We start from the raw sequence: 21675 nt of genomic DNA, 5'->3' as shown, positions 1-21675 counted from the left end.
AAAGGATATCTACAGGACTTAATATTTACTGCTATAAATTAAAGTGCCAATCCACGTCTAATTAATAAAGGCTTTACTTCTGGTTTTTTACCTCTAAATTTATTGTATAAAATCATTGAGTCTTCTGTGCCACCTTTTTCAAGGATGTGTGTTCTAAATTTTTTAGCCAATTCAGGGTTAAATAAAGATGTTTTCTTAAAGGCATCAAATGCATCAGCATCGAGAACTGCAGCCCAGATGTAGCTGTAATAGCCCGCAGCATATCCTCCAGAAAACACGTGCGTAAAATAGGTGCTTCTATATCTAGGAATAATTGCATCAGTAAGTCCGATTTTCTCTAGAGATTGCTTTTCAAATTTCTCAGCACTCATTGTAATAGGTTTGCTTTGAGTGTGGTAGTCCATATCTAAAATTGCAGCAGCTAGATATTCAACTGTTGCGAATCCTTGATCAAAGGTACCCGCTTTTTGGAATTTGCTGATCAAACCATCTGGCATTACTTCTCCAGTTTTGTAGTGGCGAGCATACATCTTCAGCACTTCCGGATCTGTAGCCCAATTTTCCATTATCTGAGATGGCAATTCAACAAAGTCACGACTTACGCTAGTTCCGGATAAGCTTTTGTAGTTTACATTTGATAACAAACCGTGCAACCCATGACCGAATTCGTGAAAGAAAGTAGTAGTTTCGTCAAATGTAAGTAGCGTTGGTACATCTCCAACAGGTGCAGGGAAATTGCACGTTAACGAAATGATTGGCAATACTCTCTTTCCATCTTTCATCTGCTGTTTTCTGTAAGATGTCATCCAAGCGCCACCTCTTTTTGAAGGTCGAGCGTAAAAATCCATGAGCAAAATCCCTAATTCGGTGCCATCTGCATCTAATACAACCCAAGTTGTAATATCTTCATGGAAAGTTGGAATGTTGGTTAGTTGCTTGTATTTTAGTCCAAATAACTTCTCTGTAACGGCGAAAATTCCATTTTGTACATTGTCAATACTCAAATATTGCTTTAATTGTTGTTCATCAAGGTCAAAACGCTCTTTTCTGATTTTCTCAGTATAGTATCTCCAGTCGTAAGGTTGAACTTCTCCAGAAATCTTATCGGCAACCATCATTTTTTTGATAGCGGCACTTTCATTCTTTGCATTTTCTAATGCTGGTTTCCATAAATCGGAAAGGAGTTTAGAAACGCTTTCGGGATTTTTTGCCATTGTTTCTTCAAGTCCATAATCAGCGTATCTGTTGTAGCCCATCATTTGCGCTTTCTCAGTGCGTAAGTTGGCAATTTCTAGCAGAACCTTATTGTTATCGTATTCATTATTGTTATTAGCACGATTTTGATAAGCTGTCCATATCTGCTTGCGCAGTTCACGGTTTTCTGCATATTGTAGAAATGGCATCACGCTCGCATTTGAAAGCGTGAAAAGCCAACCGCTTTTTTTCTTTTGCTTAGCAGCTTCGGCAGCAGCGTCAATAATATTTTGAGGTAATCCGGCAAGATCTTTTTTATCTGTGATTATAAGTTCAAAATTGTTTGTTTCGGCTAATACATTCTGACCGTAGGTTAATGTAAGTAATGAAAGGCGGGAGTTAAGTTGTCTTAGCTTTCCTTTGTCCGCGACAGAAAGATTAGCGCCGCTACGTACAAATGATTTGTAGGTCTCTTCTAGAAGTTTTGACTGTTCGGTTCCTAACTTTAATTTATTTCTGCTGTCATATACAGTTTTTACTCTATTGAAAAGTGCTTCGTTTAAGTAAATATTATCGTTGTGGGCAGATAGACTTGGAGATATTTCTTTTGCAATCGCCTGCATCTCGTCATTAGTATTAGCGCTATTGACATTGTAGAAAACGGTTGTTACATTATTGAGCAAAAGACCAGCATTTTCTAAAGCTTCAATGGTGTTTGCAAAAGTTGGTACTGATTTGTCAGTAGCAATTTTGCTAATTTCGGCCTCATGTGCCTCGATTCCTTTGGTGATTGCCGGTTTGTAATGTTCGTTCTTGATTTTGTCAAAGGGCGGAACAGTATAAGGTGTTTTGTATTCTTGTAAAAGCGGATTTTGGGTGTCGCTTTGACCTTTTTGTGCTTGTGTTGCCATTGTTGTTGCTACAATTGTGAATAGCAGACAGATTTTCTTATTCATAATTAAGTTTTTAAGTACCAAGGGTAAATTTAGAGTAATTGTTTCGAAAAAGAAAGTCGGAAGTAGCTGCAGAGGTCTGGAAAGGAAAACTTTATGATGGTTTTTGGAAATGGGAACGTCTATTAATTAATAATATGGTAGTTAAGCGGAGTTTGCGAGAGGGATGGTAATGGCATCCTTTGCTGCCAAGATATTGGTGAAAATTGAAAATGTTACTTGTGGCAGCAAAGATATAATGGACAGCCCGACCTGAGCCAAATTCAATATTCTCATGAAAATTGATGGGATAATTAATCTTAAGAGCTATAAACACTGTGGCGAAGGTCTCGCCCAAATAAGATAGGTGGAAATTTGGAAATTTTAGCCAATAAAAAACCCGAATATTTCTATTCGGGTTTTTCGTGGTACCTCCAGGGTTCGAACCAGGGACACATGGATTTTCAGTCCATTGCTCTACCAACTGAGCTAAGGTACCGTGCTGATGCGGGTGCAAATATAGAACTCTTTTTTACTTCTCCAAAACTTATTTTAAAAATAAATCATTGTGTATCTTTGCAACATCAAATTTTAAGGATGAAATTAGTAATTGACATTGGAAATACTTTGGTGAAAGCTGCTGTATTTGAGCAAAATACAATGATGGAATTAGAGAAATTCGCAAAAGAGGAGCTTGAAAAAAAACTTTTAAATTTTTTTAAAAATTTTCCAAATATTAAAGATTTGGTCGTTTCCTCGGTTGGAAATAGCGATTTATTGGATAATTTGCCTCGCCAAATAAGAGTGCATTACCTATCAAATGACTGGAAATTCCCTTTTAGTAATCATTATAGTACTCCAAAAACTTTGGGAGCAGACAGAATGGTGCTTGCATCGGGAGCGGTTTTGCAATTTCCGAAACAGAATCGGCTGATAATCGATGCGGGTACCTGTATAACTTACGACTTTGTAGATAGTAGCGATTGCTATCAAGGAGGTGGAATTTCGCCAGGTTTGGGATTGCGACTTAAGGCGCTTCATAATTATACTGCTAAACTGCCGTTAGTAGCTTTGGACAATCCAGAAGATTTTGTTGGCAATAGCACTAAAGAATCGATACTTAGCGGCGTGGTGCAGGGCGTTGTCCATGAGATTGATGGATTCATTTTGGAGTACCAAAATCGTTTTCCTAACATTATCACAATTTTTACCGGTGGCGATGCAGTTTTTTTGGCTAAAAGATTAAAAAATACCATATTTGCCAATTCAAATTTTCTATTAGAAAGTCTGAATCAAACTTTTCAATATAAAATCACAAATGATTAAAAGAATCCTTGTTCTTGCTTGTCTTTTCTTAACCTTTATGGCGCAGGCGCAAGACGCTACATCCTCTCCTTATTCTTTTTATGGTCTTGGCGACCAGAAATTTAAAGGTACCATAGAAAATCGTTCAATGGGCGGTTTGTCTGTTTTTCAAGATAGTATTCACATTAATTTGCAGAATCCTGCACAATATGCACACCTTAAAAGAACTACGCTTGCCACGGCAGCAACTTTTCAGACAGCGACATTAAAAACGAATGAGCAAAATGAAAATGCACGTCGTACCAACCTTGATTATTTAGCTTTTGGTTTTCCGATGGGTAAATTTGGAGCTGGTTTTGGATTAATGCCATATACAGCGGTGGGGTATCAGATAACTGCTACGGACGATTCAAATTTAACTAGAGCGTACGAAGGTAGTGGTGGTGTTAATAAAGCCTACCTTGGTGGAGGTTACAAGATTAATAAAAACTTTAGCGTTGGAGCCGAATTCAATTACTACTTTGGAAGTATTGAAACTAGTAGTTTGTATGCTGTAACCGACGTTCAGTACGGATCGCAAGAATTTAATGAGTCGCAAGCGAGTGGATCAAGTATTAATTTGGGTCTTACTTACAAAGGAAAAATAAATTCGAAAGTGGTTGCAATGGGGTCTTTAACCTATTCGCCAGAAGGTAAAGTTAAACTGGATAATATTCGAAAAATTAGCACTGTACAAATTGGTGCCGATGGAGGAGTCGTTATAGTAGATCCAGTTTCTGTAGAGGTTCCTAAAACGGAAGTTGCATTGCCTTCAAAAATTTCTGTTGGTGGTGGATTTGGTGTGCCAAGCAAATGGATGGTTGGAACTGAATTTACAATGTCTGATGATAGTTCTTTCGGTAACAGGTTTAACGATATTGATAACGTTAGTTTTGACAATGGTATGAAGTACAGTTTGGGTGGTTACTATACTCCAAATGCTAATTCATATTCCAATTATTTTAATGTAATTACCTACCGTGCTGGTTTTAAATATGAAAAGACAGGTTTGATTGTAAATACACGATCAATAGAAGATGTGTCAATTTCTGCAGGAATGGGCTTTCCAATTGGTGGGAATTTTTCTAATATTAATCTTGGTATCGAATATGGAAAACGTGGCACAACCGCTTCAGGTCTTGTTCAAGAAAATTACCTTAACGTAAGTGTGGGACTTTCTTTCAGCGATCGTTGGTTTGTGAAACGTAAAATTGACTAATTATTAAATCGCACTTTATGAAAATTGCATTGAATATTTTTCTTGTTTTGACACTAACATTGAGCAACTCTTTGATAGCGCAGCAAAAACAATGCGATGCTACCATTGCCGAAATAAACAGGCTTGTTGCAGAGTCTGATTTAGATCAGGCTTACGCCAAATTTAGTGCGCTTGACAAAAAATGTATTGCTACCGAAGACCTTTTCTATCATAATATGCAGCGAGTGCTGATATCAAAAACAATTGGTGCTGCTAATGAGGAGGAGAAGCAGAATATTTTGAATCAACTTTTAGATTTATATACTACGCACGATTATATTTTACCTAAAAACAAATCGAGCAATAAAGTTCGCAAGGCGATGGCATTGCAAGTGAATAGACCGGATGATCAAGACAAAATTTATAAGCTTTTGGACGAGGCTTTCGCCAAAGATAGAGTGAATTTTGTAGATCCAGAAGGTTTGGTTTTATACTACAATCTGTTTTTTAAAAAACTTACAGCAGAAAAGAAAGATGTTGATTATTCAGCTCTGATCAATAAAAGAGACGAAGTGCTAGCTCAATTGGAAGTTGTGAAAAACCTTGCTTCAGTGGACCGTCCTTATAATCTTGCAATCCGGTCAGTACGCAAATTGACAGAATCTGTTCTTAACTGCGACCGTATTGCTACACATTACAATTCGATTTTCGAAACTAGAAAAAGCGATGTCATATGGCTTTCTACGACAGCAACATCACTTTTAGACGCTAAATGTACTACCGACTCTATTTTCAAGAAAGTAGCAATGGCTTGGTATGATGTAAAGGTCGATTCTAGATCTGCAGGAAACTTGGCTGTGGCCGAGTTGCGAAGTGGTAATCATGACAGAGCAATTGCATTGTATGAAGAAGCTGCAAATTTAGCTTCTAAACCTGAAGAAAAAGCGACATATTATTATACTCTAGCGCGACAATTAATGGCTATAGATAAATTAAAAGTTATAGAGTTTACAAAGAAAGCGGTTCTAGCAGACCCTACTATGGGCAAAGCGTATTTGATTATGGCTGATGCTTATGCGGGAATAAAAGATTGCGGATCTTCTGAATTTGAAAAGAAACTAGTGTATTATTTAGCTGCAGAAGCTAGTGCTAAAGCTGGGATTGCAGATCCGACGTACGTGAAAATCGCGGCTAAAAAATCAGAACAGTACTTAAAATTAGCTCCATCAGCAAATGAAATAAAAACTTCAAAAATGGGTGGAAAATCTGTATTAGTTGGTTGCGGCCTCAATCAGAAAGTTTCTGTCCCTAAGTCATAATGATTTCCAAATCGCACATATTCATTATTCTAATTACACTTTTGGCACTGTTTGCTGTAAGTTGTGATCGGTCTTTTAAGGATGTTCAAAATATTGGATATTCAGAATTTGTTCCGAGTGGCCGAGCCGAAGATTTTAATTTAAAATATACCGATAGCGGAAAAATCACCTCAATATTAGTAAGTCCTTTGATGCTAGATTATGCCACAGTGTCATTTCCATTTACCGAATTTCCCGATGGAATGAACATTACATTTTTTGATAAAGCAGGAAAAAAGACGTTTGTCAAATCGGATTATGCAGTAACATACAAAAACACAAATTTATTTGATTTACAGGGAAATGTGAATATTTCGACCGAAGATGGTCAAAATCTCGCAACCTCTCAATTGTATTACGACCAAAAAAACGAATGGTTTTTTACCGAAAAAAAGTTTAAGTTTACCGACCCAAAAGGGGTGTCTTACGGTGAAGGAATTGACTTTAGTAAAGACTTTAAAATTATAAATTCTCAAAAAATTTCAGGCGAAATAGATCGTGCTGAATAAATAAATTACGATGAACTACCTAAAATATACTCCCTATGCATACTTACTTGCTGCAGCTTTCTTTCTTTACGATGCTTTTGCGAAATATACGGACAATGATAATTCTTATTGGATAAGTCTACTTTTTGCAACAATTGCAGTATTTGTTTTTCTATTTAGAAAGCGGTATGCAAAGAAATTTGAAGAGCGAAGCAAACAATTTAAAGAAGGCAACAATCCAGAATAATTTGAGACTTTGCAACCAATTAAATCGGACATTATTTTTATGAAAAGCAATTATCTTTTAAAATATTAGTGAGTAACTAAAATTATTAAATAACTAATTGTATTTTCGCAACCTAAATTAAAAAAATAACATATCAGAAATGGCAGTTTTATCAAAAATTAGACAACGTTCTTTGCTTTTAATACTCGTTATTGGCTTCTGTTTGCTAGCATTTATTGTTGGTGACATCTTTAGTAGCGGAGGTTTTAATTCACAATCCAAATATGTTGGATCTGTTAATGGGAAAGATATTAATTTTGAAACTTTCAGAATTAAAGTAAGTAATGTTGAGAAAGATGGACAAGGAATGTCTTCTACTCAAGCATCTTCTAGAGTTTGGGATCAAGAAATTGCCCTAGCTATATTAGAAAATCAATTTGATGAGCTTGGTATTCAGGTAGGTCAAAGTCATATTGTTGAAGTATTGAAATCTGATCCAAATATCGGACAGAATCCAATGTTTTTGAATGAGGCTAAAATGTTTGATTTGGCAAAATTTCAAGAATTTTTCAAAGCGAATCCTGCACAAGCACAAGCCTTGGTAGAGCGTGAGAAAGATGCTGAGCTAAATGCGAAATTTGGTATGTATAATTCAATGATTCGTGGTGGATTATTTACTACCAACAATGAAGCACAGTTAGCGTATCGTTTAGAAACGGATAAAGTATCATTTGATTATGTTGCTATTCCTTATTCTTCGATCAAAGAAAGCGATGCCAAAGTCTCAGATGATGAGATTGTAGCATACATGAAGAAAAACGAGAAAGATTACAAAGCAGAAAAATCTAAAGAAATAGAATACGTTGTTATCGAAGAAAAGCCGTCAGTAGAAGATGATGCTGAAATTAAAAAGCGTTTGGATGAGTTAATGACTTCTCAAGTAGTTTACAATAATGCTACTAAGAAAAATGATACGGTTGCAGGATTTAGAAATACAAATAATATCGCTGACTTTATAAATTCAAATTCAGACGTTCCATTTGATTCGACGTTCGTAGCCAAAAAAGATTTGCCAGCAGAACAAGCAGATAAATTATTTTCTGTTCCTACAGGTGAATTTTACGGACCATATAAAAGAGGTAATTATTATGTGATTTCAAAAATGTTAGGAAGACAAGCTGGAGCAAGCGCAAAAGCAAGTCACATCTTGATTAGTTATGAAGGAACACAAGTTCCTGCCAAGAAAGAAGTTAGAACCAAAGAAGAAGCGAAAGCGAAAGCAGAAATGTTATTGGCTCAAGTAAAAGCTAATCCATCATCATTTACATCTGTTGCAATGATGAATTCTGATGATTCTTCTGCAAATAATGGTGGAGATTTAGGTTTCTTTCAACCAAATCAAATGGTGAAACCATTTAATGATTATGTTTTCAATAATAGTATTGGATCAATTGGTCTAGTAGAAACAGATTTTGGATACCACATTATTCAAGTTACGGACAAAGAAGATGCTATCAAATTGGCAACACTTGCTTTGGAGATTAAACCATCAGAAAAGACTACAGATCAAATTTATACAAAAGCTGTAAAATTTGAAATGGATGCTAACGATAAGGATTTTGCAACAGCAGCAAAAAATGGTGGAATTGCTATCATGCCAGCAGTAACTGTTGGAGTAATGGACGAAAATTTTGGTTCATTAGGTGCGCAACGAAATATTGTCAGATGGGCTTTCGAAAAAGGAACTAAGGTAGGTGACGTTAAAAGATTTGAAGTTGCAAATGTAGGAAACGTTATCGCGAGAGTAAAAAAGGTGAATGATGCAGGACTAATGGCTGTTGCTCTGGCACGCCCATCTGTGGAGCCAATTATTATGAATGAGAAAAAAGCTGAAATAATTACCAAAAAACTTACTGGATCTTCTCTTGAAGAAATGGCAAAAGCCAATGCAACTGCTGTGCAAAAGGCAGCAGATCTTACTTTAAGAACTGCAATGATTCCAAACTCTGGTCCAGAGCCTAAAGTTGTAGGTACCGCAATGGCAATTGGTCAAGGCAAGATGTCAAAAGCAATTGTTGGTAATTCAGGTGTGTACGTTGTAAAAACTACAGCTGTTACAAAAGCAGAAACTTTAAAAGATGTTGCTCCTTATGTACAGCAAATAAAAGCTCAAAAAGCAGGTGATGCCAACAGAGTTTTACCAGCCTTAAAAGGGAAAGCTGATATTGAAGATAATAGAGCAGAATTTCAATACTAGTCTCAAAAATATAAAGCAAAAAAGAGAGCGACTAATTATTTAGTCGCTCTTTTTTTTTATACTTAAAGATGTTTTATTCCAATATCATTTTGCTATACGGAATTACCGTTTCATATCCTTTCGCTTGGAAGTATGTGGTAGGATTTTCTTTGGTTGCAGCCAAAATAAAGTCACCTCCCCAGCCACCTAGACTTTTAATTGTCCCATGAAAATCTTGAAATAGTTCTTCCTTTATGGTGGGAACTTGAATGATTTTTGAAATTATTTGCTCATGATTTTCTAAACCTAAACAAAACTGATCAAAGCTCTCTGCAGTTTTAATTTGCTCGGTTAGTTGGTTGATCTTACTGATATCCCTTTCAGAAACTATTCCTTTTCTTTTGTAGTTTTTGATGACAGCATTGCTATCCTGCTTTTTATTTAAATGTACGAAATAGATCAAATCACGAAATTTTGGTGAAAAATTTATGGATTCAAATGTTGATTGACCTTTTTCAATTTTATATATAATGGCGCTTTTTGCTTTTGCCACAGCGATGTCATAACCGCTACCTCCAAACGTTGTTTTAAGAAGCGTAAAAGCATCGGTCTTGGTCCACTCGGCTATATTGTTAATTAGCGTAGAAGAAGTCCCTAAGCCCCACGACCTGTCAAAATCAAGGTGCGTTTCTATCAAGAGGTCGTGCTCCGCCTGCAGACACTTCGGATTCTGAAGATACGCTCCGTGTAAAATATTAATCAACATATTTCTAACTTCGCGATTCTCAGGATCTGCGCCGAGGACTATTTCATTGTAGCTAATTTGAGTTTCAAACCAAAGGATATTGTGATGGTCAAAACTTCGCCACTGTATTCCAGGTATATCATTTTTGGATATACACAGATCCTGACCGTATATAGTGGGCAAAGCTAGGGCTTTGGCACCGTCAAGAACTAGATACTCGCCGGTGATCAGTAATTTCCCGTTGCTATAAAATCGCTGTTTCAAAGTGGAAGTATTAAATGGTATTTCGAGTTTTTTTGATGAGCTCCACGACAGCAGCGTGTGTTACAGTATTCGATTTAAAATGATTTCGAACTTCGGTTCTCTCATCATCCGACGCTTCGAGTTGATTCAGAATATTATTGAGGTGCATTTTCATATGTCCTGCCTGTATACCGGTTGTGGTCAAGGATTTGATTGCGGCAAAATTTTGAGCAAGTCCTGTGGCGGCTACAATTTGCATTAGCTGTTGAGCGGATGGTTTTTTGAGCATTTCAAGACTAAATTTCACCAATGGATGCAAAGAGGTTAGACCGCCTACTGTACCGAGTGCAAGTGGAATTTCCAACCACATCGTAAAGATTCCATTTTCGACTTTTGCGTGCGATAATGATGAGTACTTTCCGCTACGAGATGCATAGGCGTGAACTCCAGCTTCTATTGCTCTAAAGTCATTTCCAGTGGCTAGAATTACAGAATCAACACCATTCATGATACCTTTATTATGAGTTACAGCGCGATATGGCTCAACTTCTGCAATTTGAATCGCTCTCACAAATTTTTCGGCAAACTCTTGAGGATTTTTAATAGTAGAATCTGCTAGGTCTTCTACTTTACATGACACTTCTGCTCGCACTAGACAATTAGGGACATAATTAGACAGAATACTCATAATTACTTGTATATTCTTTTCGTCTTCGCTAAAGTCTGTGCAAAGTTCTGCCTGTGACAGCAGCGTTTTGCTAAACTCCTCTAAGCAAGTATTGATAAAATTTGCTCCCATACTATCTTTAGTTTCAAAAGTTGCATGAAGCTGATAGTAATTGGGTACTAGATCTGTCTTATCTTTTAAAATAATATCTAGAATACCGCCTCCGCGTTTCTGCATATTTATTGTAAAATGATCTGTATTTGAGTAGAATAGCGGCTTTATTGATTGGATAAATTGTTGAAGTTTTTGGGAGCTTCCGCTAAATAAAAAGTGAACTTGACCTATTTTTTCAGTTCCAATAATGGAAGTTTTAAATCCGCCGCGATCACTCCAGTACTTTGCCGACTTTGCTGCTGCCGCGACTACTGAACTTTCTTCGATTGCCATTGGTATGGTATAAACTGTATCGTTAATCAAGAAATTGGGTGCAACGCCAAGAGGAAGGTAAAAATTAGTAATGGTATTTTCTACAAATTCATCGTGAAGTAACTGCAATTTCTCATCCGCATTCCAGTAAGTTGTAAGCAATGCTTCTACTTCTTCTGGTGTAGAGAAATACGTATTCGCTATCCATTTTATTTTTTCTAGTTTAGACAACTTAGAAAATCCCGATATAAACTTGTTCATTAAATCAAAGTATTAATCCGCAAAGGTAATTTTTTTATTCTTTAAGCCATTTGTTTAGATAAAGAAAGGCCATCTCCTGCGGATGGAAATGGCCTTACTAAACAAACTAAAAACTAAACTAAATTATTACTAACATCATATTTTGAACTAAAAAAGTAAAATTCCCTCAAAATTTAAGATGAATACTACATTTTAGATTTCAAAATTTCAAATAAAAACCAATTATTTGTTTAACTATTCGAAGGTAAAGCTAAACAAGCTGATAGTTAGTTAAAGACTCGTTAAAACATAATATACAGTTCTCCAAATCAAAATCTAAAATTGCGGTGGCAGTTTGCCAAATCAATCATTTCTAATTTTAAGGATCTATAATAAGCATTTTATAATAAAATTTTTCAATATGTATAGAAATTCAAAAAATATAAATACGATCTTGAAACGTGTACTTTAACAGCTAAAAGTGCTGATAAGTGCAAATTTTTCACTAAAATTGACAGTTTTTATATTTATAAATTTATGATGAATTCAAAGAGGCTTGCCCTGATGCTGTTATTCTTCTGTATATCAGCAGTAGCACAGCAAAAAATAACGGTTGAAGGTATATATTCTGGTGCGTTTAGAACCAAAGGAATGGACGAACTTCAATCTATGAAAAACACAAATCAGTATACTGTACTTAATTATGATCAGTCCAAGCGCAGTTTTTCTATAGATTTATATAATTATGCAACTTTAGCGAAAGCGGACCAAATAATCTCATCTGAAGATTTTGGCACACTTAAATCTATTGATAGTTACGTATTTAGTCAAGATGAGAAGCAATTATTAATTGCCACGAACACAAATGCAATATACAGGCACTCTTTTACTGCTAATTACTTTTTGTACAATCGTGCAACTAAAAATCTTGTAGCAATCGCCGACTTTGGAATTCAAGAACCTACATTTTCTCCTGACGGAAAGCAAATCGCTTACGCAAAAGATAATAATCTTTTTATCTACACGATTGCTTCAAAGGAAACGAAACAAATTACCTTCGATGGAGCGAAAAACAGTATCATCAACGGTATTTCTGACTGGGTTTATGAAGAAGAATTTGCATTTGTCCGCGCTTTTGATTGGAGTGCAGATAGTAAAAAAATTGCCTATATAAAGTTTGACGAAACCTTAGTTCCTGAATTTTCAATGGATATTTTTGAAGGAAATTTATATCCAACTAGTCAGACTTTTAAATATCCTAAAGCTGGCGAAAACAATTCGAAAGTTTCTCTGCAAATTTATTCAGTCGATACTAATAAAACTTTGACCGTTGATTTAGGGAAGTATGAGGATTTTTACATTGCTAGACTTCAATGGACAAAGGATGCAAATGTGCTTAGTGCGCAAGTTTTAAATCGCCATCAAAACAATTTAGACCTTCTGTTTGTTGATGGAAAATCAGGAAAGACCTCGATTACTCTTAATGAAACCAACAATACTTATGTTGATGTTACAGATAATCTAACTTTTTTAGACAATAATAGTTTTGTTTGGACGAGTGAAAAAGATGGTTTTAACCATATTTACCTTTATGATAAAAGCGGAAAGTTGATCAATCAAGTGACCAAAGGTTCTTGGGAAGTAAGTAGTTTCTACGGATTAGATGCAAAAAATTCAAAAGTTTATTTTCAGTCTACCGAAGATGGCTCTATTAACAGATCTGTTTATAGCATCGATTTAAATGGGAGAAATAAGAAGAAGCTTTCGCTAAAAGAAGGAACAAACTCGGCTACTTTCAGCCCGAACTACGAACATTTTATCAATAATTTTTCGAGCTCGACTCAACCCACTATTTTTACTCTAAATGCTGCTTCAACTGGTAAAGAGTTAAAACTTATCGAAGATAATTCTGCACTTCTTAACAAGGTAAAGGACTTTGGAATCCCGAACAAAGAATTTTTCGTACTTACTACAGAGAAAGGACATAATTTGAACGCTTGGATTTTGAAGCCAAAAGATTTTGATCCTTCAAAAAAATATCCGCTGTTTATGTTCCAATATTCAGGGCCAGGATCTCAGCAAGTAGCCAATCAGTGGAATATTACAAATGACTACTGGTTTTCGATGCTAACTCAGCAAGGTTATATTGTTGCATGCGTAGATGGTCGCGGAACAGGATTTAAAGGAGCTGAATTCAAAAAAGTAACTCAACTTCAATTAGGGAAATACGAGGTAGAAGATCAGATAGATGCAGCGAAAGTTTTGGGTAATTATAATTATATCGATCAATCTCGCATTGGAATTTTTGGTTGGAGTTACGGAGGATTCATGGCGGCAAACTGTCTGCTTAAAGGAAATGACGTTTTCAAAATGGCAATTGCGGTAGCTCCTGTAACAAATTGGCGCTATTATGATTCAATTTATACGGAGCGTTACATGCACACGCCGCAAGAAAATCCTTCGGGATATGATGATAACTCACCAATAAATCATGTTGATAAGCTTACCGGAAATCTTTTGATTATTCACGGATCTGCAGATGACAACGTGCATGTGCAAAACACCATGGAAATGATGGAAGCATTAATCCAAGCAAACAAACAATTTGATTCGCAGATTTATCCAGATAAAAACCACGGTATTTATGGTGGAAAAACTCGCGTTCAATTGTTTAATAAAATGACAAATTACATTAAAGAAAAATTATAACTACCCACAATTAAGATGGCACAAACACTAAAACCGACCTTAGAAGAGATTCAAAATTTTGAGGGCAAATATCCAAAGCAGCTTTGGTATTTATTTCTTGTAGAAATGTGGGAGCGTTTCTGTTTTTACGGAATGCGTGGCGTTCTAACAATTTTTATGGCAGATCAACTTTTAGGTTTGGCATTTTCAGATAAGGAAGCAAACCTAAAATATGGTGCTATTCAAGCATTTGTTTACGCTTTTACCTTTGTTGGAGGTGTTTTTGCTGATAAGATTTTAGGATTTAAAAAGTCCCTGGTTTTTGGAGGAATCGTAATGATTTTAGGAAATCTACTGATTGCGTACGATCCGCACGTCTATTTCTTTTACGGAATTACCCTCACAATCATTGGAACAGGATTCTTCAAACCAAATATCTCATCAATGGTGGGAGATTTATATAAAGAAGGAGATCCTCGTCGTGACGCAGGTTTCGGACTGTTTTATTCAGGAATTAATATCGGAGCATTATTAGGAGGAGCAATCTGTGTTTATCTTGGAACAAGTGAAGACTGGGGTTGGAGCTATGCCTTTCTTGCAGCAGCTTTCGTAATGTTTATTGGTTTAATTACCTTTGCAATAATTAAAAATAGTCTAGGTCCGATTGGAGACAGTCCGATATTAGAACTTCCAAAAACAACGCGTACAACTCGTGAAGTAGCCGTGTATGTAGGTTCATTTTTGATTTTACCATTAATTTACATTATGATTATTAATACCGACTATACAGATTACTTCATGTATACAATCGGACCGTTGGCACTTGTTTATTTCTTGTACGAAACCTTTAAGGAAAAAGATGCAGCTAGTCGTAAAAAGCTTTTCGCCGCTCTTATATTTATAATGTTCTCGATTGCATTCTTCGCATTCTTTGAGCAGAGTGGTGGTTCGCTAGCATTATTTGCACGTGAAAACTTGAGTCACAACTTATTGTTTTTTGATATTAATCCAAATATCGTAAACAACTCGGCAAACTCATTATTCGTAATTATCTTCAGTCCATTGCTAGGATTATTATGGTTAGCTATGGCCAAAAAGAAAATTGAACCAAACACAGTCGTTAAGTTCGGTTTAGGATTTGTTCTATTAGGAGCAGCTTTCTACGTGTTTTATTACACTAGATTTTTCGCAAACGTGGAAGGAATTACTTCTCTAAACGTATTTACTGGAGCCTATCTAATTGTAACAATTGCCGAATTATGTCTTTCGCCAATCGGACTGAGCACGATGACTAAGCTGTCGCCAAAAAGACTTGGTGGAATGATGATGGGATTATGGTTCCTTGCGAGTGCTTACGGGCAATATGCAGCAGGAATCTTAGGAGCTGGAATGTCTTCTCCAGATGAGAATGCATCTTTAGTGACAAAATTACAAGGTTATACCGAAGGATATTATCAATTAGCAATTTATGCTTTTATAGCAGGAGCAATCTTATTAATTGTATCTCCAATTATCAGAAAACTAATGATGGAGGTAAAATAATTACATCAATTCATTTTTCGAGATAGCATTTAACTGTTTTTCTTCAAAAACATCTATTGTTTTTTCAATAACGTATTGGAGTTTTGATAACAAAAAGTTAGATTCGCAAACGCATAGTGATAAAACCTTTGAAAATTCAATTTCAAATAGTAGGTTACTGATCAAATGACATTAAAGTTCTCGCAAGAGAATTAATAAAATAAACAACTACAACAATGGCTTCACAGGATGAATTATTATTAAAGCACTTAGATAATAGAGGAGTAGATCAATCAATGTTGATGAATCATCCTGCTTCATTATTCATTTTGTTTTTTACCGAAATGTGGGAGCGCTTTTCGTATTACGGAATGCGAGCGCTGCTAACAGTTTTTTTGGTAAGCGAATTAACTAGTGGTGGATGGGCTTGGACCAATGAGGAAGCTCTTAAGCTTTACGGAATTTATACTGGTCTTGTTTATCTTACTCCATTATTAGGAGGGATGATTGCAGATAAATTTACAGGGTATAGGAAAGCTATTTTGATTGGAGCTTTAATTATGACTTTGGGGCATGCTTCTATGGCGCTCGAAGGTTTTAGTCAAAACTTCTTTTACGTTGGATTGCTGTTTATGATCTTGGGTAACGGTATGTTTAAACCAAACATCTCATCAATGGTTGGTCAATTGTATCCTGATACTAGTAGCAAAAAGGATGCTGGTTATACTATTTTTTATATGGGAATCAACGCTGGAGCATTTTTAGGAATGTTGCTGTGTGGATATATTGGTGAAAAAATCGGCTGGCATTATGGTTTTGGATTGGCTGGTATCTTTATGTTTTTCGGAATGCTCCAATTTTACTTTGCACAAAAGATTTTTGGAGTAATAGGTCAGGACGTCAATATTAAAGAAAAGGAAAATGCAGTTGTAGAGGAGGAAGTGCCTACAGCACCACATATTGTGAGAGATAGACTTATCGTAGTGGGAGTGTTGATGGTGGCTAGTATATTTTTCTTTTTTGCATTTGAACAAGCAGGTGGATCGATGACTTTGTTTGCAAAGGACTATACGCAGCGAGCGCTTACTGGTGATTCGGCCACATTTTTTAAATGGGTTGATGCGATCTTAACAATATTTCCTATTGCCATTGTAACCTATGTTTTATATGGTTTAGCTAAGCAAATTTATTCAAGATATCCACTGACAATTATTTTTACAACCGTGTCATTTATTATTATCTGGATATTGGGTGTTTGGAAAGTAAACCGCGAATTTAATTTAGAAACTACTGAGGTTACGGTTTCATGGTTTCAAATTTTAAACTCGTTTTTCATTATAACACTTGCTTCTTCATTTAGTAAGTTATGGGAAAAAGTATGGAATCCATCAGGACCAGTAAAATTTGCAATGGGATTGATCTTTGTTGCTGTAGGTTTCTTTGCGTTGTCGTATGGTAGCTTGAGTATTCCAGATGGTGCAAAAACCGCATCAGTTAGCATGATTTGGTTGATCTTGGCTTACTTCTTCCATACTGTAGGAGAATTGTGCTTATCTCCGGTTGGATTGTCTTATGTGAGTAAATTATCTCCTAAAAAATTCGTAGGTCTTCTATTTGGACTGTGGTTTACAGCCTCTGCCATTGCAAACTTTATAGGAAGTTGGACGGGAGCATATATTGATAAAATTTCAGAAATTTATTCGATCTCTACCTTTTTTATTATTATTGCAGGTGTACCGTTATTTGCCGCAGTCATGCTACTGTTATTCAATAAGAAGCTAGTGAAGATGATGCACGGTATCAATTAAAAAACTAAATTTTAAAGATTATAAATTAACTATAAATGTCACAAACTACTGCGAATCCAGATTTTTTTGAATCTAAAGTTTTAGGTCATCCTGCTGGACTTTTTGTCTTATTCTTTACAGAAATGTGGGAGCGATTTTCATTCTATGGAATGAGGGTTTTATTAATATTATTTTTAACGGCTGCCTTGATGGGTGATAATCCTGGATGGGGTTGGACATCAGAAAACGCCGGAGCACTTTACGGGACTTATGCTATGCTGCTTTATATTACGCCAATCTTTGGTGGAATAATCGCTGACAGATATATTGGATATCGTTGGGCGGTGGTAATTGGATCGATCATAATGACTCTAGGGCACGCAGCGATGGCTCTTGAGTCGGAGTTTATGCTTTATTTAGGTCTTGGATTATTAGTTATCGGAACTGGTTTCTTCAAACCAAATATGACTTCTATCTTATCAGAAATGTATAAAGCATTTCCGGAGAAAAAAGATGGAGCATATACAATTTTCTACATGGGTGTAAACGCTGGAGCATTCTTTGGTATGATGCTTTGTGGATATTTAGCTTCAAATTTAGGATGGCACTATGGTTTCGGACTTGCAGGAATCTTTATGTTGCTAGGAACAATCCAATTTTGGTTGGCAAAACCCCTTTTTGGAGACATTGGAGATGTTCCAACCAAAGAGAAGCGTGATATAGAAACCGCAAGAGCAGCTGCCTCAAATAATGACGATGACAAGCCGAATCCATACACTACGCTGGATATAGCATTAATTGTAATAACTACAATCATTGGTCTTTTATATGCCTTTAACGATCCATTATCCAAAATTGGAGGAATCAATTTATTTGATTTCAATGTTGGTAATCTAGATGGTTCAATTTTTATGATTTTAATCGCTCTGGTATTATTTTTATATTTAGTGATTTCTCGCTTATTGCGTTACACAACTGTAGTGCGTCATAGAATGATCGCAGTAATTATCTTCGCATTTTTTACCATATTCTTTTGGATGTCATTTGAGCAAGGTGCCTCTTCATTGATTATTTTTGCAAGAGATAGTGTTGATAGGTCACTTGTGGGAACTTCCCTAACAATATTTAATGTTGTGAATACTTTACTAACTGTTGTTCCTTTGATAATTATTACGTGGGTTTTAGTTTTGTTATGGAAACAAACCTATAAGAAAGCACTAATGTCAAATATTGTTCTAGCCATTACCTTTCTGAGTATTTGGGGAATTGCACTTTGGATGTTGATTAATGAATTTACCAAAACCGCTTCAGAAATTGATCCTAGTTGGTTTTCAATACTAAATTCATTTTTTATAATCGCTTTTGCTTCAACTGTTTCTAAACTATGGGATAGCAAATACAATCCTTCAGCCGCAGTAAAATACGGACTAGGTTTAATAATTATGGCACTTGGTTTTGGACTTCTCGCTTATGGTGCTCACGGAATTCAAGAAGGGGTGAAGGTTTCAATGATTTGGTTAGTACTCGCATACTTATTCCATACGTTGGGAGAGCTATTCCTTTCGCCAGTTGGATTGTCATACGTAAGTAAATTAGTTCCAGCTCGTATGATTGCCTTTATGTTTGGAATGTGGTACCTGGCAATTGCCATCGGAAATAAATTAGCCGCGGTATTAGGTGGACAAATTGATAATATCACAGAACAGTATAGTTTATCTACATTCTTCTTAATTTTCACGATTATACCTATCGTGGCAGGTTTATTGGTAATGGCATTAAATCCTGTACTGAAAAAATTGATGCATGGTGTTCGCTAATTTTCTATAAATTAAAATTATTATAATGAAAAAATATATAGGTTTACTTTTTCTAGCCATTTCTTTCTCTGCAAATGCACAAGAAGTTTGGCATACTGATTTGGATAAAGCTGCGGCAATTTCTACAAAAACAAAAAAACCATTGCTGCTATTTTTTACTGGTAGCGACTGGTGTGGATGGTGTATAAAACTTCAAAAAGAGGTATTGCATACGCCTGAATTTGATGCGTGGGCAAAAAATAATGTAGTGCTTTTGGAACTTGATTTTCCTAGAAGATCTAAATTAGATCCAAAAATTGCTCAGCAAAATTCTGAGTTACAACAAGCGTTTAAAGTGCGCGGCTATCCAACGGTGTGGATTGTCGATCTAGTACAAGGAACAAATAAAGTTAATTTCTCTGCTTTAGGAAGCACTGGATATGTTGCCGGCGGACCAACAGCTTGGTTAGCGGGAGCGAATAAAATTTTAGAAAATAAGAAAAGTTAGTTAATTATTATTTCACTCTAAAAAATCCCTCTTCACTTGTTTTGTGGAAGGGGATTTTTTGTTTTAAAGCTGTCTCTTCCCACCGTCTGACTTGAGTTTTATAGTTCGATCCGTCAGCAACAACAATTTTTGGATGCAAATCTATTAGCAATCTCTCAAAATTTATTTTTGCAGATTGGGTTAGTATCAAAACATCAACAGTGGCGTTTTTAGGATGCACGGCTGCGCTATCAATTAATAAAATACGCTTATCGCGAAATGTAAAAACATTGGAGACAGATTTAATTTGTGGTTTTTTGATGAAGTTATTTACCAAATATCCTTTAATTGCGCTGTTCTCAAGAACTTTTGAAGCGACGGTATCAGATGAATATACAACTACATTTTTACCTGAGCGGGAACTAAGAATAGTTTCGGCTGTTTTGTGAAATATAACAAACTCACTTGAAGATTGCGAGTTCTTTTTAGTCAATATAAGTGCAGTTTGTACCGAAATTATGGCAATAAGTACAAGGGCAATTCTATTAAAATTTCTTTTGTAAATAAATAATGCTATGCTAATAATCAAAAGGTAGAAAGTTGATAATAGCATTTTATTGAAAGGTATATTACTGATGATAAATTGTTCTTCCGAAGCAATTTTATTAATGACATAATTTATAATTTTGACGCCTTCAGACAATAATTTCATAGGATAAAGTGGTACATAGTCAAAAGCTGCTAGTACTAGAACGGCTATTCCTAGAATCATAATAATAGTTAGTGCAGGGATTATCAGGAGATTTGTTATGAAAAACAATCCTGGGAATTGGTGAAAATAGTAAATACTTAGTGGCAAAGCTCCAATTTGTGCTGCAACCGAGACAGATAATATGCCGTTTAAATAGGCTAAGATTTTATGACGTGGATTCCAAATCCTTTTGAGTTTTGGCTGTAGCCAAATAATGAAAAACAAGGTAGTATAACTCAGTTGAAAACCAACATCAAAAACAAATGCCGGTTCTACAAGTAGAATTACAAATATCGAAAGTAAAAGAATGTAATAGATGTTTGTTTGACGGCGTAGCAACAGACCCCACGCCACAAACGAAAACATAGTTACAGATCGTACAACCGAAGGCGAAAGTCCCGCAATTACCGCAAAAGTCCAAAGTAGGGTGATGGTTATTATCAGTCGTACAAGATTACCGCTATTATTTTTGGGAAGTGGCCTCATCAAGAAATTTATAAAAATTAAAATAAACCCTACATGCAATCCCGACACTGACAAGATATGAACCGCGCCTGCAAGTTGGTAGTCTCTCAATACAGAAGCTGATATATCTTGCTGTTTTCCCAAAAACAATGCTGATATAATAGGTATTTCGGCTGGCGGAAAGCCATGTTTTGAGAGATTCTGAATTATATGGAGTCGAATTTGATCAGCATAATAGCGCAAATTCCGGTGTGGTACATTGCGCAATTCAATAGTGCTTGCATCAATAGTAACTTGTCCGTGGATTCCTTTGGTCGCGAGGTATTTTCCGTAATCAAAGCTATCTGGATTAAGAGGTGGCTTTTGGGCTTGTATAACTGTAGAAACGCGAAATACACTCCCTACAGATAGCAGGTGGTTTTCTTCATTATTCGCGAAATTAATTAGAATTTTACCCTTAGAATTTTCTTCGTCTATTTTTTGAATCTTGCCAATATAACGTTCTGAATAAGCGGTAGGCTTAAGTCGTTGCAAGAGTACAATTTGGAGCTGATTTGATTTAGAAAATACACTTTGCTTTTGCGAAAAGTGACTTGGATCTTGCTTTAAATTGTGCATTTCTTGAGCAAGCATGCCTAGGGAAAATGCAGCTCCAACAAATGACGCAGCGAAGTAAGGAGAGTACGCCTTGTGTAAGGTGGCGAAGTAGGTAATGATAAATGTTGCAAGTGCAAAAGCTGTTATCGTGACAATAGATGCTCTACCAAGCGGGAAGTAGACCGCAACCACAATACCTGTGACAAAACAGATAGAAACTTTGGCTATGGGATATTTGAGTACAAGCATAGAGCTAATGTACTCATTTTAAAGACTGTAATTGATT

At 35.9% G+C, this 21675-nt stretch carries 15 protein-coding genes and 1 tRNA gene; 11 read left to right on the top strand and 5 right to left on the bottom strand.

Features of this window, described 5'->3' with window-relative positions; translation table 11 throughout:
• Nucleotides 1–38: 38 nt before the first annotated feature.
• On the bottom strand, nt 39–2150 hold the full coding sequence (locus SBO79_RS01610) for a M3 family metallopeptidase (RefSeq protein WP_318641298.1): 2112 nt from the start codon (nt 2148–2150) through the stop codon (nt 39–41).
• A 402-nt stretch (nt 2151–2552) separates the two neighbouring features.
• A tRNA-Phe gene (locus SBO79_RS01605) sits at nt 2553–2625 on the bottom strand.
• A 98-nt stretch (nt 2626–2723) separates the two neighbouring features.
• Here SBO79_RS01605 and SBO79_RS01600 point away from each other — a divergent pair.
• The 6 genes from SBO79_RS01600 to SBO79_RS01575 all read left to right on the top strand — a co-directional run bounded on the left by SBO79_RS01600 (nt 2724) and on the right by SBO79_RS01575 (nt 8997).
• Nucleotides 2724–3452, top strand: coding sequence for a type III pantothenate kinase (locus tag SBO79_RS01600; RefSeq protein ID WP_318641297.1), 729 nt, complete (start codon nt 2724–2726; stop codon nt 3450–3452).
• Nucleotides 3445–4689, top strand: a complete 1245-nt coding sequence (locus tag SBO79_RS01595) for a BamG family beta-barrel-assembly machinery protein (protein WP_318641296.1) — start codon at nt 3445–3447, stop codon at nt 4687–4689. The genes SBO79_RS01600 and SBO79_RS01595 overlap by 8 nt, the downstream gene beginning before the upstream one ends.
• A 17-nt stretch (nt 4690–4706) precedes the next feature.
• On the top strand, nt 4707–5987 hold the full coding sequence (locus SBO79_RS01590; protein WP_318641295.1) for a hypothetical protein: 1281 nt from the start codon (nt 4707–4709) through the stop codon (nt 5985–5987).
• A complete protein-coding gene (lptC, locus tag SBO79_RS01585) occupies nt 5987–6535 on the top strand; it encodes an LPS export ABC transporter periplasmic protein LptC (RefSeq protein WP_318641294.1) in 549 nt (182 codons plus the stop codon). Before SBO79_RS01590 ends, lptC begins: the two co-directional genes overlap by 1 nt.
• A gap of 10 nt (nt 6536–6545) precedes the next feature.
• On the top strand, nt 6546–6761 hold the full coding sequence (locus SBO79_RS01580; protein ID WP_318641293.1) for a hypothetical protein: 216 nt from the start codon (nt 6546–6548) through the stop codon (nt 6759–6761).
• A 139-nt stretch (nt 6762–6900) separates the two neighbouring features.
• On the top strand, nt 6901–8997 hold the full coding sequence (locus SBO79_RS01575) for a peptidylprolyl isomerase (protein ID WP_318641292.1): 2097 nt from the start codon (nt 6901–6903) through the stop codon (nt 8995–8997).
• Between the two features lie 73 nt (nt 8998–9070).
• Here the strand turns inward: SBO79_RS01575 and SBO79_RS01570 are convergent, their stop codons facing one another.
• Nucleotides 9071–9985: a GYDIA family GHMP kinase gene (locus SBO79_RS01570; protein ID WP_318641291.1), complete on the bottom strand. Its 915-nt coding sequence runs from the start codon at nt 9983–9985 to the stop codon at nt 9071–9073.
• 10 nt (nt 9986–9995) lie between these two features.
• Entirely contained in the window at nt 9996–11318 is a 1323-nt protein-coding gene (locus SBO79_RS01565; RefSeq protein ID WP_318641290.1) for a hydroxymethylglutaryl-CoA reductase, degradative, read from the bottom strand.
• Nucleotides 11319–11837: 519 nt separating this feature from the next.
• On the opposite strand from SBO79_RS01565, the gene SBO79_RS01560 reads away from it, so the two are divergent.
• From SBO79_RS01560 to SBO79_RS01540, 5 genes are all read left to right on the top strand, one after another.
• The gene (locus tag SBO79_RS01560; protein ID WP_318643383.1) at nt 11838–14006 is read left to right on the top strand and encodes a S9 family peptidase; all 2169 of its coding nucleotides are present in this window, start codon (nt 11838–11840) and stop codon (nt 14004–14006) included.
• 15 nt (nt 14007–14021) lie between these two features.
• Nucleotides 14022–15527, top strand: coding sequence for a peptide MFS transporter (locus SBO79_RS01555; protein WP_318641289.1), 1506 nt, complete (start codon nt 14022–14024; stop codon nt 15525–15527).
• A gap of 215 nt (nt 15528–15742) precedes the next feature.
• On the top strand, nt 15743–17314 hold the full coding sequence (locus SBO79_RS01550) for a peptide MFS transporter (protein ID WP_318641288.1): 1572 nt from the start codon (nt 15743–15745) through the stop codon (nt 17312–17314).
• A 35-nt stretch (nt 17315–17349) separates the two neighbouring features.
• Nucleotides 17350–19110 carry a peptide MFS transporter gene (locus tag SBO79_RS01545; protein WP_318641287.1) on the top strand — a complete coding sequence of 587 codons (1761 nt, stop codon included), beginning with the start codon at nt 17350–17352 and terminating at the stop codon, nt 19108–19110.
• Between the two features lie 25 nt (nt 19111–19135).
• Complete coding sequence (locus SBO79_RS01540) at nt 19136–19597, top strand: thioredoxin family protein (protein ID WP_318641286.1); 462 nt, start codon at nt 19136–19138, stop codon at nt 19595–19597.
• A 7-nt stretch (nt 19598–19604) separates the two neighbouring features.
• On the opposite strand, the gene SBO79_RS01535 is transcribed toward SBO79_RS01540, so the two are convergent.
• Nucleotides 19605–21638 (bottom strand): ComEC/Rec2 family competence protein, encoded by a 2034-nt coding sequence (locus SBO79_RS01535; protein WP_318641285.1) that lies wholly within the window; start codon nt 21636–21638, stop codon nt 19605–19607.
• Nucleotides 21639–21675: the final 37 nt, after the last annotated feature.

This window comes from Flavobacterium ardleyense (assembly GCF_033547075.1).
GTDB classification, from domain to species: Bacteria; Bacteroidota; Bacteroidia; order Flavobacteriales; family Flavobacteriaceae; genus Flavobacterium; species Flavobacterium ardleyense_A.
Note: the sequence above shows the minus strand (reverse complement) of the source record. Positions and strands in the feature narration are given on the sequence as shown.